The following is a 12,955-nucleotide window of genomic DNA, read 5'->3' as shown; positions in this document are numbered from 1 at the left end:
CCTAACTGGATGCCTTTTTTGTTTGTGCGTTTAAGCTGTTATACCTAATGCTGATTACGATTCTTTCGAGTCGGGTTTCGGTGGCTCTTGAGCTTCTGGCTCTTTATCCTGCTTCTCCGGCTCATTATCTTCTTCATCGTCATCGCGGCTTTCGATTACGCCGTGCATTTCTTTCCAGCTTTCCCAGCGTTGGTAAGCCAGCTCCTGCATGTCAGTGCTTTTATCTGCTTCGTCGATGATCTCCTCGCCTACGAGGTGTTCAAAAATATCTTCCAACGTTACCAAACCTAGCACGGTACCGTATTCATCAACAACAAGTGCCAGCTGTAAGCGATGAGTCATCATCTGGTCGAATACTTTAGGTAAAGTGGTATTGTTTAGCACCACTTGAATTGGGCGCATGATTGCTCCCAACTGTTTCTGTCCACAACCTGATTGTTGTAGTTTGAACAACTCAAGGCGATGCACAAAACCAATGATGTTATCTTTCTGCTCGCTGTAAACCAATGGGCGTGAGAAAGGCGTATCTTTGTGTTTTTCTAGGAACTCATTGATGGTCATTGTGGCATCGACACGGAATACTACTGGTCGTGGCGTCATAACCTGCGTTACGGGTACATCTTGGATGCCAAGCAAGTTGCTTAAGATTTTTGATTCACCCTCGGCAAACTCACCGCTTTCACGTGCCAGAATCGCCATTGCAGACAGCTCATCACGCATCTTTGGAGCTTCGTGGTTACGAGCAAGACGCTTGGTGATTTGCTCTGAGAACCAAACAAAGGGTGTAAGCGCCCATACCATCCAACGCAATGCGACCGCGGCAGTGGGTGCCAACTGACGCCAGTAGGTCGCGCCAATCGTCTTCGGTACGATTTCTGAAAGCACTAAGATCGCCAATGTCAGCACTGCCGAAAAGATACCTAATGCTTCGCTACCAAATACAACCGCAGCCTGTGCACCAGCAGTGGCCGCGCCGATAGTGTGAGCGATGGTGTTTAAAGTCAGAATAGATGCCAGTGGTCGGTCGATATCTGATTTCAGCTTAGCCAATTGCCCAGCTGCGGGATGCCCCTGTTGATTGAGCTGCGCAATGTAGCTCGGACTGATACTCAGCAGTACCGCCTCCAGCACCGAACAGATAAACGAAATGCCGATTGCAATAGAGATATAAATGGATAACAGCAGCATAGTTGCCCTTGAATGTAGTTTGATAGTGGTTATTTGCAGCTATTATAACCGCAAAAGTGACTTATAAATTGGTCCAAATACCTTGGAAAGCAAGGGTTTTCAGGGGGTATGTGGTAACAAATTGTGAGTTATTACTCATATTATGGCTAAAAGTACGTCAGAAAATCGAAAGATCGCTTACAAACCTTTGCCAGATGGGGCATTTATGTTTTAGAGTGAGACGAATTCGATAACCTATGAGAAGGGAAACCTAATGAACAAGACCCAATTAATCGACTTTATCGCAGAGAAAGCAGACCTATCAAAAGCACAAGCAAAAGCTGCTCTTGAAGCGACTCTTGATGGTGTAACTGGCGCACTTAAAGAGGGTGACCAAGTTCAACTAATTGGTTTTGGTACATTCAAAGTAAACCACCGCGCTGCACGTACTGGTCGTAACCCTAAGACTGGTGACGAGATTCAAATCGCAGCAGCTAACGTACCAGCATTCGTAGCAGGTAAAGCGCTGAAAGAATCAGTAAACTAAGTTAGAATGCACCGAGGTATCCTGCCTCGGTGCAATTTCATGAAAAAACATCTACTCACTTCACTTCTCCTATCTAGCCTTACCCTTTTTGGCTGTTCATCGGTTGAAACGCCTAATTTAGAACAATTCACGCATTTTTCTGGTGGTAAAGTTGCGGGAGATGCTAGCAGCTTGTACTGGATGACAGAGAAACTCACTCGTGTGAGTACGGCGGCTGATTATGTGACTATGGGGGACAATGGTTGGTTCCAGAGTGATTATCGCTGGGATGAAGGTGAGTTGCGAGAGTTGATTCGAAAAGGCGAGCAAGTTGATACCAAACAAGAGTTGGTGCCTTTTCAAATCCACATCCGTTTCAATAAAGATGGCGAAGCGGTTTACCAACAATATCGTGTTAACCGTAAAGTCTTACCACTCCAGCATGACCAATTAGAGCGCTACAAAGCAGAAGCGAATGACGTAGTGGCATCGGTTAAGGCGCAGTCTCGTAACAATCAGAGCCTTATTCAAGGTTATTGGAATGGTCAATCGTTTGAAACCTGCAAAGGTAAGGTGTTCTCGACACTCGAGTTTAATCAGACGCTGCCAAAATTTATTATCGAGCGTCTCTCATCGGTAGACAGTTATGTGGCTTTTGTCGGCAAGCAGTCACGAAACAAAGCAATGGTCGATGAATTGTTGATGCTCAATGACGATGACTTTGATTGTGTTTCTCGGCCAAAGTTGATCTCTGAATAAACATTGCTTCGAATTCTGTCGAACAAGAACAATAAAAAAAGGCGCTGAGTGCGCCTTTTGTTTTTTAGCCAACTTATGTTGTTTTTATTTGTCTTGCTCACGTGCAATTGCACGGTAGCCGATATCGTTGCGATGGAACATGCCATCCCAACTGATCTGTTTTGCAAGCTCGTAAGCACGCTGCTGCGCTTCTGATACGCTGTTGCCAAGTGCGGTTGCACAAAGAACACGACCACCGTTTGTCACGATGTCGCCATCTTTGTTATCTGTACCTGCATGGAAGACTTTTTCGCCTTCAATTTCAACTTGTGGCAGACCCGAAATTACGTCGCCTTTGTTGTATGCAGCTGGGTAACCACCGGCTGCTAACACGATACCAATCGATGCTCGTGGATCCCACTTCGATTCCGCTTGATCCAGTTTCTCGTCGATTGCCGCTAGGCACAGATCAACAAGATCCGATTCCATGCGCATCATGATAGGTTGTGTCTCAGGATCACCGAAGCGGCAGTTGTACTCGATCACTTTCGGAGTACCGTCTTTGTCGATCATCAGACCCGCGTATAGGAAACCAGTGTAAGGGTTACCTTCAGCAGCCATGCCGCGTACCGTTGGGTAAATCACTTCTTCCATGATGCGGTTGTGGATTTCTTGTGTCACCACTGGAGCAGGAGAATATGCACCCATGCCACCGGTGTTAGGACCAGTATCTTTGTCGCCTACGCGTTTGTGGTCTTGGCTGGTGGCCATTGGTAGAACGTTCTCACCATCCACCATCACGATGAAGCTTGCTTCTTCACCATCTAGGAATTCTTCGATAACGACACGACTACCAGCATCACCAAATGCGTTGCCTGCTAGCATGTCTTTGATTGCGTCTTCCGCTTCTTCTAGCGTCATTGCCACAATCACGCCTTTACCAGCAGCAAGGCCGTCGGCTTTCACCACGATCGGTGCACCTTGCTCACGCACGTAAGCAAGCGCTGGTTCAATTTCTGTGAAGTTTGCGTAGGCACCGGTTGGGATTTGGTGACGAGCAAGGAAGTCTTTAGTAAACGCTTTAGAGCCTTCAAGCTGCGCTGCGGCTTGGGTAGGACCAAAGATTGGTAAGCCCGCTTCGCGGAACGCATCCACCACACCAATAACCAGCGGTGCTTCTGGGCCAACGATAGTCAGTTCAATCGCCTTCTCTTTGGCGAAAGCAACAAGGCCAGCGATGTCTTCTACATCGATGTTTACGTTCTCTAGTTTTGGCTCTAGTGCTGTACCTGCGTTGCCTGGAGCAATGAAAATAGTCTCAACATTTGGGTTTTGCGCTGCTTTCCAGCCTAGCGCATGTTCACGACCGCCTGAACCAATGATTAAAACTCGCATATGAAAATCCTTAATCTTATAAATACCGTTTGCTCAAACTCAGATATTTCGCAAAGACCTGAGTATGGCCTCTCTAATTCAATGGGACGAGGACAAGGCGACAAGTGAACTTATTCCTATGAGCATAGTATGCTATGTGATTAGGATAAGTGAACGCCGTCAACGCAGTTATCGTCCCAGTGAAGACGAGAGGATTAGTGGCGGAAGTGACGCATACCGGTAAAGATCATCGCCATGCCGTGTTCGTCTGCCGCTGCAATAACTTCGTCATCACGCATAGAACCGCCTGGTTGGATAACACACTTGATGCCTGCTTCTGCAGCCGCGTCGATACCGTCACGGAATGGGAAGAATGCATCTGATGCCATTACACAACCTTCAACCTGTAGACCTTCGTCTGCAGCTTTGATGCCTGCGATTTTCGCAGAGTAAACGCGGCTCATTTGGCCTGCGCCTACACCGATAGTCATGTCGCCTTTCGAGTAAACGATCGCGTTAGATTTCACGTATTTCGCTACTTTCCAGCAGAATAGGGCATCTTTCAGCTCTTCTTCTGTTGGCTGGCGCTTAGAAACCACTTTTAGATCGTCTAGGCTTACCATGCCTTGGTCACGGTCTTGAACCAGTAGACCGCCATTCACCCGTTTCACGTCAAAGCCAGTTGTCTTCGTTGTCCATTCGCCACATTCAAGTAGACGCACGTTCTTCTTCGCTGCAACCACTTCAATCGCTTCAGCAGAAACGGAAGGAGCGATGATGACCTCAACGAATTGACGTTCAACAATAGCGGTTGCTGTTTCAGCATCTAGCTCTTGGTTGAATGCAATGATGCCGCCGAACGCTGATGTTGGGTCAGTTTGGTAAGCGCGGTTGTATGCTTCTAGAATGTCTTTACCCAGCGCTACACCACATGGGTTCGCGTGTTTTACGATCACACATGCTGGCTCGTTGAACTCTTTCACACACTCAAGTGCGGCGTCCGTGTCTGCGATGTTGTTGTAAGAAAGGGCTTTACCTTGGATTTGGAGAGCAGTAGAAACAGATGCTTCTTGTGGGTTTGCTTCAACGTAGAATGCGGCTGCTTGGTGGCTGTTCTCACCGTAGCGCATGTCTTGCTTCTTCTCGAACTGTTGGTTGAACGTACGTGGGAATTTAGACTCTTCATCACCTTCTTTGTTCTCACCGTAAGATGGAACCATAGTGCCGAAGTAGTTTGCGATCATGCCATCGTAAGCGGCAGTGTGTTCAAAAGCAGCGATGGCAAGGTCGAAGCGAGTTTCGAGAGTGAGAGATTTGTCGTTTGCGTCCATCTCTGCAATTACGCGGCCGTAATCACCTGCGTTAACAACGATAGTCACGTCTTTGTGGTTTTTCGCTGCAGAACGAACCATTGTTGGGCCGCCGATATCGATGTTTTCAACCGCATCGGCTAGTGTACAGCCTTCTTTGGCAACGGTTTCTGCGAATGGGTATAGGTTTACGACAACCATATCGATAGGGTTGATGCCGTGCTTTTCCATCACGTCATCATCTTGGCCACGACGACCAAGCACACCACCGTGAACTTTTGGGTGAAGCGTTTTAACGCGGCCGTCCATCATTTCTGGGAAACCAGTGTAGTCAGAGACTTCGGTTACGGCGATGCCTTGTTCGGCAAGTAGGCGAGCTGTACCACCAGTAGATAGGATATCGACACCGCGCTCAGCAAGAGCTTGCGCAAACTCAACAATACCTGTTTTGTCTGATACGCTGATAAGCGCACGGCGAATAGGACGAGCGTTATTCATGCTTCCATTTTCCTCAAATTCACGGAGTTAAAGATGTTTGCCAAAAATGAACTTGTTTTTACCTCTTGGGGTAAAATATTGGCCAGTTTTGGTAAAGACCTTTGCAGGGTATTTTCTGGTTAGAAAACAGTCTCCACATTTGGTGGCGCGTATTCTAACCAATTTATTACAAAAAAGCTCGCGCAATCGTTTGGCATCTCAAAAATAATTGCAAAAAAGTCGTTCTTTAGCTTTAAAAGTAATGAGATAGTTAATAGGGAAAGTTATGTTTCAGATAGGTGAACTGGCAAAACGTTGTGGTGTGACTGCCGATACATTACGTTTCTACGAGAAAAACGCGCTAATAAAACCCGCAGGACGAAGTGAGTCAGGCTATCGCTTGTATGATGAAGAGAATCAAAAGCAGGTGCACTTTATCCTCAAAGGTAAAGATCTTGGCTTGAGTCTGGATGAAATTAAAGACCTGTTAGAAATTAAGTTAGAAGCGACAGAACACAGCTGTGCAGAGGTAAAAGCCATTACTTCTGCCAAGTTAGAGCTGATTGATGGGAAAATTAACGAGCTGACGAAAATTCGCCGAGCGTTAAAGAAGATTAATGATGCTTGTTGTGGTCATACAGACGATGACGCCACACATTGCTCTATCCTTGCAGCACTTGAGTAGTCTCATTCTTGCATCACTTAACTTAAGTTTGCATTTTTGGCGACTTGCTTTTCTAGGTACACGCTGCTTTCCCACCTATAATCTTGCCTTTAGTTACTTGTAGGAATCAACCATTGTCTGATTCCTACCGTAACGCTGTCTGTAGATACGAGAGTTTTCATACATGGTTGGAGTCTATTTTCAAATCAATGACTGGGTTTTGAGCGTTGATGAAAATAAGCTGTATCGACAAGATAGGGAAGTTACTGTTGAGCCACGCTTAATTAATCTTTTGCACTTCTTAGCGGAGCATGCGAATGAGGTGTTCAACCGCGAGGAATTGATTCAGTACGTTTGGGCTGGAGCGATTGTGACCGATCAAGTGGTGACTCAATCCATCTTTGAGTTGCGTAAGCTACTACGTGACGGTCGAGAGGAAAATACCAACTACGTTATCACGGTGCCCAAGCGTGGCTATAAGCTGGTAGCGAACGTGGTTACTATGACGCATGAAGAGTTTGTCACAAGTCGGCAAAATGAAGAGATCCCACCTTCGGTTGAAGAATCGGAAGAGGATTGTCTACCTGTAGCACCAGCCGTTACCTTTCCAGCAGGTCCTCTAACTCGCGCGGTCTGCGAGATGTCAAAAGAGAAAAAAGCCCCTCAGAGCAAAAACAAAATCAGTCCTTGGCGATTGGGAATTATGAACTTCATCTGGATCAGTATGTTGGTCGTAGTGATGGGCGTGTTTACCTACAAGCAATCGGAAGTGCGTATTACCCAAGCCATCGATACCCATCTGATTGAGTTCAAGTTTCAAGATAATTTTACGAATGAAGGATTAAGCTACGATTTGGCAGACGGATTCGCCCAAAAGTTGATTTCCGACATTGCTCAAGTCAGTGATTACCGAGTCATGCTAAAGAAGGCGTCGTTTACTTCTGGCATTGTGCCTGGTAAATCGGTTGTGGTGAGAGTTCGTGAGAATGACGGTGGCAGCTTTTTAGAGGTGGAATATCGCAATAACTCATCTGAGAAAGTGTTGTTTAGTCGTCAATACGCGTTAACCAGTAGTCATTTAAAGACAGTGCTTCAACAAGCGTCGTTGGATTTGATGCAAGTGCTGAAAGTGTCGGATGCCAAATTGAAATCTACGATGCTGGTGGCGGGAATGCCAATGAATCCCGACGCGTTGGAGTTGTTTGTTCAGGCTAACCATTACCTTAATGTCTCTGATACTAAACAATTCCGCCAAGGTATCGACTTGATGGAAAACATTTTAGAAATCGAGCCGGATAATGCTTACGTTCAAGCTGAGTTGTTGATTGCTTACCATGTACAAAAGGCACTTGATTTCTCACAGGAGTTGAAGAAAGGGCGAATGCAGCAGCTCAGTGAAGCACTAGAGACTAATGTGAAAATGATGGTGGGGCCAATTCAACCGCGAATTTATGAAGCTTTAGCACTGCACGAAACCATCATTGGTGACATGGCGTTAGCCAAGCGGCATCTCGGACAGGCATTGAGGTTACGTGATTCAGTGCTTTCCTATGTGATTCGCGGTAAGCACGCCGAATTGGATGGTGATCTGGATTTAGCCAGTGAGTCTTACAGTGAAGCTTTCTATATTGATACGTCGGTTGAGACGTACCTGCTGTGCGAAAACTTGGTCTTCCCAAGTAACATGAAGGCGATTGATTACGCCATGTATCGCGCCGTTCACCCTTCTGTCGTTCGAATGCTTTAATTCTCTCGGACTCAACGTCAGCCTAATGCTAGCCCCTCATTTCGATGAGGGGCTTTTTTGTCGCTGTCGAAAAGTGAAAAGGGTGGGGCGGTGGGGCAATGACTTACGAAGGAGCTAACAACGCAAGCTTGCAACGGGAATACATACCCGCTTTGCTTTTCTATTTCTATTTCTATTTCTAGCTCTATCTCTATCTATATCTCTATCTCTATTGATTGTATGAAGTGTCTGGATGAGTTATGTGGCGAGAATGATTTTGGTGCCTTCTTGCATGCGAGATGAATATTGACTTGGGTCAAGAAGCGCGATCAGGGAGAGATTTATGGAATCAACACTTCAGGGAATTAACCCTTCGGGATGGGGAAGTTGATAGAGGTTGATAACTTTTATCGCGATGACCAACGAGTTGATGAGAGTTTATCTATCGGTAGAAGGTTTGATGTTTTTCTTATAACCGTATGAATAATATAGTTTTATATTTTTGTGTTTATCATGTTTATCTCAACTTGATGTTGATGAACTAATCATTTTATTGATAACACCAAGTTTATTTTTTTCCCGATTTTTGGGCGTAGTCTTCACTTCGAAATTTAGCGAGGTCGAGAAGGTTCCTCCTCATAGCATCTCGCTAATAACCATTCAGTTTGAGTCATGTTGACTCGAGTAGAATAGATTTGGAGATGTTATGTCATCGAATGCGAAAAAAATCGGCCTTATTGCCTGTACGGGTGTCGTAGCCGGTAACATGATGGGTAGTGGTATTGCACTATTACCTTCTAGTCTTGCCTCTGTAGGCTCTGTTTCCATCTTCAGTTGGCTGATCTGTTTGGTCGGTGCACTGAGTCTGGCGTTCGTTTACGCTCGTCTGGCAACCAAAAACCCACAAGAAGGTGGTCCTATCGCTTATGCTGGCGAAGTGTCTCCGGTATTTGGTTTCCAAACGGGCGTTCTTTATTACCACGCGAACTGGATTGGTAACCTGGCTATTGCCATTACAGGTGTTTCTTACCTTTCAGTATTCTTCCCTGTGCTTAATAACCCAATTCCAGCAGGTATTGCGACGATTGCATCGGTATGGATCTTCACTTTCGTCAACCTACTTGGTGGTAGCTGGGTAAGCCGTCTATGTACGCTTGGTTTAGTTCTTATCCTTATCCCAGTTGTTGGTACAGCTGCATTTGGTTGGACGCACTTCGATACTGCGCTTTACAGCCAAAACTGGAACGTATCAGCAGGCACTGACAGCCACGCGGTAGTAACAGCGGTTCTTATCTGTCTATGGTCATTCGTAGGTGTGGAATCAGCAGCGGTATCGACGGGTATGGTAGAAAACCCTAAACGTACTGTACCACTAGCAACTATGTTAGGTACTGGTATCGCAGGTGTGATTTACATCCTATCAACTCAAATGATCAGCGGCATGTTCCCAGCGTCAGAAGTTGCGGCATCAGGTGCGCCATTTGCATTGGCAACCACTGAGCTATTCGGTAGCTGGACTGCACCATTCGTATCAGCATTCACAGCACTAGCATGTTTCACTTCGCTAGGTTCTTGGATGATGCTGGTGGGCGAGGCTGGTAAACGTGCAGCAAGCGATGGCAACTTCCCTAAAATCTACGGCGAAACTGACAAAAACGGTGTGCCTAAGAAAGGTCTAATCCTTGCGTCAATCAAGATGACTGCACTGATGGTTGTACTGATGTTCTTCAGCTCTAAAACAGCACACGCATCAGACCTGTTCAACCAGCTAACGACTGACGCAGTTCTACTAACAATGCTGCCTTACTTCTACTCAAGCATTAACTTGATTCGCTTCGAAGGTATGACAACACGCAACGGCTTCGTAATGCTGTTCTCTGGTGTGGCTTGTCTGTTCTGCTTCATTGCACTAGCTGGTGCAGAGGGCGGTACGCTAACAGCAACCTTCATCGTGTCTCTAGTTATCTTGATGTTCTACAGCAAAAAAGCAGGTCTTGCTCAGTACGTGAAAATGCACGCTGAAGACATGCCTGCCCAAGCAAGCAACTAATCCCCAAAACGCTGGCACTACGGTGCCAGCCCATAAAACCCAAATTCACGCGGCGCTCACCTTACTCATTGCCTGTAAATGGCAAAGAGCGCCCTCATTCGCCTTGGAGATGTCCAAATGAATATATTCGCTATCTTGAACCACATGGGTGTGTTCTTTAAAGAAGAGCCAGTTCGTCAACTTCACGCTGCTCTTGAGAAAGCGGGCTACGAAGTGGTTTACCCAGTAGATGATAAAGACTTGATCAAAATGATTGAGATGAACCCACGCATTTGCGGTGTGTTGTTCGACTGGGATAAATACTCACTTGAGCTATGTGAACGTATCAGCCAAATCAACGAAAAACTGCCTGTTCACGCATTTGCTAACGAACAGTCTACTCTAGACATTTCACTAACAGACCTACGTCTAAACGTGAGCTTCTTCGAGTACGCTTTAGGTATGGCTGACGACATCGCTATCAAAATCAACCAAGCGACTGAGGCATACAAAGATGCCATCATGCCTCCATTCACTAAAGCGCTATTCAAATACGTAGAAGAAGGTAAATACACCTTCTGTACTCCAGGTCACATGGGCGGTACTGCATTCCAGAAAAGCCCTGCTGGTAGCATCTTCTACGATTTTTACGGTCCAAACACATTCAAAGCGGACGTATCAATCTCAATGCCTGAGCTAGGTTCTCTACTAGACCACTCAGGTCCACATAAAGATGCAGAAGAATACATCGCACGCACATTCAATGCAGACAGCTCGTACATCGTAACTAACGGTACGTCTACATCGAACAAAATCGTTGGTATGTACTCAGCACCTGCTGGCAGCACAGTACTGATTGACCGTAACTGTCACAAATCTCTGACTCACCTAATGATGATGAGCGACGTGACACCAATCTACTTCCGCCCAACTCGTAACGCATACGGCATCCTTGGTGGTATTCCACAAAGCGAATTCAGCCGCGATGTCATTGCAGAGAAAGTGGCGAAAACACCAGGTGCAACAGCACCAACTTACGCAGTAGTGACTAACTCAACTTACGATGGTCTGCTGTACAACACGCAATTCATCAAAGAGTCGCTAGATTGTAAACACATCCACTTCGACAGTGCTTGGGTGCCTTACACTAACTTCAACCCAATTTACGAAGGTAAATGTGGTATGAGTGGTGAAGCGATGCCAGGCAAAGTGTTCTACGAAACACAATCAACACACAAACTGTTGGCAGCGTTCTCACAAGCTTCAATGATTCACGTGAAAGGCGACTTTGATAAAGAATCTTTCAACGAAGCCTTCATGATGCACACTTCAACTTCACCTCAGTACGGCATTGTTGCTTCTACTGAAACTGCAGCGGCAATGATGCGTGGCAACACTGGTAAGAAGTTGATGCAAGACTCTATCGATCGCGCAATCCGCTTCCGTAAAGAGATCAAACGTCTAGAAGCAGAAAGCGACAGCTGGTTCTTCGATGTATGGCAACCAGAAAACATCGATACCACAGAATGTTGGAAACTAGACCCTAGCGACACATGGCACGGCTTCAAGAACATGGATGATAACCACATGTATCTTGACCCAATCAAAGTAACGCTACTGACTCCAGGGATGAATAAAGAAGGCGAACTAGAAGAATCAGGTATTCCTGCTTCGCTGGTGGCTAAATTCCTAGACGAGCGCGGCATCGTGGTAGAGAAAACAGGTCCATACAACTTGTTGTTCCTATTCTCAATCGGTATCGACAAATCAAAAGCAATGCAATTGCTACGCGGTCTAACTGAATTTAAACGTGGCTACGACTTGAACCTAACCATCAAGAGCTTCCTACCTTCGCTATACAACGAAGATCCAAGCTTTTATGAAGGCATGCGCGTTCAAGAACTAGCACAAGCAATTCATGACCTAACTAAGAAATACAACCTACCAGAGCTAATGTACAAAGCGTTCGATGTTCTTCCAGAAATGAAAGTAACACCACACGCAGCATGGCAAGAAGAGCTTCGCGGTAACGTAGAAGAAATCAAACTGGAAGAAATGGTTGGTCGCGTAAGTGCGAACATGATCCTTCCTTACCCTCCAGGTGTGCCACTAGTACTTCCTGGTGAAATGGTGACTCAAGAGTCTCGCCCTGTGCTGGACTTCCTAGAGATGCTTTGTGAGATCGGTGCGCATTACCCAGGTTTCGAAACCGACATCCACGGTCTATACCAACAAAAAGATGGTAGCTACACCGTAAAAGTATTGAAGAACTAAGTTCCTCTCGAAGATGACGCTATTGGGAATGCAAGCATGCTCCACTCTTACGAGCTCAATGCGTCATCGAACAATAACGGCATTTAGATATACCCCTAACTATTCTGTCGTAAAGAGAAGGGCAAGGATGCTCTGATCTTTTCTTCTATATATAGAAGAAACACTTTTCCAAGACTTCACCTGAAGTACCCCAAATAAAAAGCAAAGACCAAAAGAGCAGTTCGTCATCGTTCTGCTCTTTTTTTCGTCTTTATATAGATAGAAAGAGAAAAAAGAACCAAGAGAGATAAGATCAGCAATCAAAATCACAAAGAAATCGGCGATCTTTTAATGCAGAAGTCAGGTGTTTCATCATGAAAAGATCCTCTGCAACCCGAAATATTAGACAAGATCGTTGAGTATCTATGCAGAATGCTCGTTATTTGTGCGGTTGGAAGTTTTTTTGCAAAAAACGCTTGTGCTAATTTCTCAACCCCCTATACTGCGCATCCACCGACACGGAGTGAGACGAAAGTCACACAGCGAGTCGGGAAGAGAGAAAAAAGAATTTGAAAAAATGCTTGACTCTCTCACGGTGTGAAGTAAGATACGCACCCCTAACGACGAGCAACTAAGTTGCTGAAAATGTTAGAAAAGCTCTTTAAAAATAAGAACCTATCAATCTGTGTGG

General features: G+C 45.6%; 9 protein-coding genes. 6 read left to right on the top strand and 3 right to left on the bottom strand.

Features of this window, described 5'->3' with window-relative positions; all coding sequences use genetic code 11:
* Positions 1-54 precede the first annotated feature (54 nt).
* On the bottom strand, positions 55-1,188 hold the full coding sequence (locus R7Z10_RS22775) for a hemolysin family protein (RefSeq protein ID WP_005382522.1): 1,134 nt from the start codon (positions 1,186-1,188) through the stop codon (positions 55-57).
* A gap of 253 nt (positions 1,189-1,441) precedes the next feature.
* Here R7Z10_RS22775 and hupA point away from each other — a divergent pair, with 253 nt between their 5' ends.
* Positions 1,442-1,714, top strand: coding sequence for a nucleoid-associated protein HU-alpha (hupA, locus tag R7Z10_RS22770; protein ID WP_005382524.1), 273 nt, complete (start codon positions 1,442-1,444; stop codon positions 1,712-1,714).
* A 39-nt stretch (positions 1,715-1,753) separates the two neighbouring features.
* Complete coding sequence (locus R7Z10_RS22765; RefSeq protein WP_053303483.1) at positions 1,754-2,452, top strand: DUF1481 domain-containing protein; 699 nt, start codon at positions 1,754-1,756, stop codon at positions 2,450-2,452.
* Between the two features lie 84 nt (positions 2,453-2,536).
* Here R7Z10_RS22765 and purD read toward each other — a convergent pair whose 3' ends face one another.
* Positions 2,537-3,826 carry a phosphoribosylamine--glycine ligase gene (gene purD, locus R7Z10_RS22760; RefSeq protein ID WP_253657752.1) on the bottom strand — a complete coding sequence of 430 codons (1,290 nt, stop codon included), beginning with the start codon at positions 3,824-3,826 and terminating at the stop codon, positions 2,537-2,539.
* Positions 3,827-4,020: 194 nt separating this feature from the next.
* Entirely contained in the window at positions 4,021-5,613 is a 1,593-nt protein-coding gene (gene purH / locus R7Z10_RS22755) for a bifunctional phosphoribosylaminoimidazolecarboxamide formyltransferase/IMP cyclohydrolase (RefSeq protein ID WP_239933120.1), read from the bottom strand.
* A 265-nt stretch (positions 5,614-5,878) separates the two neighbouring features.
* On the opposite strand from purH, the gene zntR reads away from it, so the two are divergent.
* The 4 genes from zntR to R7Z10_RS22735 all read left to right on the top strand — a co-directional run bounded on the left by zntR (position 5,879) and on the right by R7Z10_RS22735 (position 12,285).
* Positions 5,879-6,277, top strand: coding sequence for a Zn(2+)-responsive transcriptional regulator (gene zntR, locus R7Z10_RS22750; RefSeq protein WP_005382529.1), 399 nt, complete (start codon positions 5,879-5,881; stop codon positions 6,275-6,277).
* Positions 6,278-6,440: 163 nt separating this feature from the next.
* A complete protein-coding gene (gene cadC / locus R7Z10_RS22745) occupies positions 6,441-8,003 on the top strand; it encodes a lysine decarboxylation/transport transcriptional activator CadC (RefSeq protein WP_318106014.1) in 1,563 nt (520 codons plus the stop codon).
* 685 nt (positions 8,004-8,688) lie between these two features.
* Positions 8,689-10,032 (top strand): cadaverine/lysine antiporter, encoded by a 1,344-nt coding sequence (cadB, locus tag R7Z10_RS22740; RefSeq protein ID WP_017635552.1) that lies wholly within the window; start codon positions 8,689-8,691, stop codon positions 10,030-10,032.
* 117 nt (positions 10,033-10,149) lie between these two features.
* Entirely contained in the window at positions 10,150-12,285 is a 2,136-nt protein-coding gene (locus R7Z10_RS22735; RefSeq protein WP_005451159.1) for a lysine decarboxylase CadA, read from the top strand.
* Positions 12,286-12,955 lie beyond the last annotated feature (670 nt).

The organism is Vibrio sp. Vb1018, assembly GCF_033338775.1.
Classification (GTDB): domain Bacteria; phylum Pseudomonadota; class Gammaproteobacteria; order Enterobacterales; family Vibrionaceae; genus Vibrio; species Vibrio alginolyticus.
The sequence above is the reverse complement of the archived record's forward strand: the minus strand, read 5'-3'. Positions and strand labels throughout refer to the sequence as shown.

Excerpts from the sequence above, each read along its gene's own strand:
- hupA (WP_005382524.1), top strand. The coding sequence starts at position 1,442 with ATGAACAAGACCCAATTAATCGACTTTATCGCAGAGAAAGCAGACCTA.
- R7Z10_RS22765 (WP_053303483.1), top strand. The coding sequence starts at position 1,754 with ATGAAAAAACATCTACTCACTTCACTTCTCCTATCTAGCCTTACCCTT.
- R7Z10_RS22775 (WP_005382522.1), bottom strand. The coding sequence starts at position 1,188 with ATGCTGCTGTTATCCATTTATATCTCTATTGCAATCGGCATTTCGTTT.
- cadB (WP_017635552.1), top strand. The coding sequence starts at position 8,689 with ATGTCATCGAATGCGAAAAAAATCGGCCTTATTGCCTGTACGGGTGTC.
- purD (WP_253657752.1), bottom strand. The coding sequence starts at position 3,826 with ATGCGAGTTTTAATCATTGGTTCAGGCGGTCGTGAACATGCGCTAGGC.
- R7Z10_RS22735 (WP_005451159.1), top strand. The coding sequence starts at position 10,150 with ATGAATATATTCGCTATCTTGAACCACATGGGTGTGTTCTTTAAAGAA.
- purH (WP_239933120.1), bottom strand. The coding sequence starts at position 5,613 with ATGAATAACGCTCGTCCTATTCGCCGTGCGCTTATCAGCGTATCAGAC.
- cadC (WP_318106014.1), top strand. The coding sequence starts at position 6,441 with ATGGTTGGAGTCTATTTTCAAATCAATGACTGGGTTTTGAGCGTTGAT.
- zntR (WP_005382529.1), top strand. The coding sequence starts at position 5,879 with ATGTTTCAGATAGGTGAACTGGCAAAACGTTGTGGTGTGACTGCCGAT.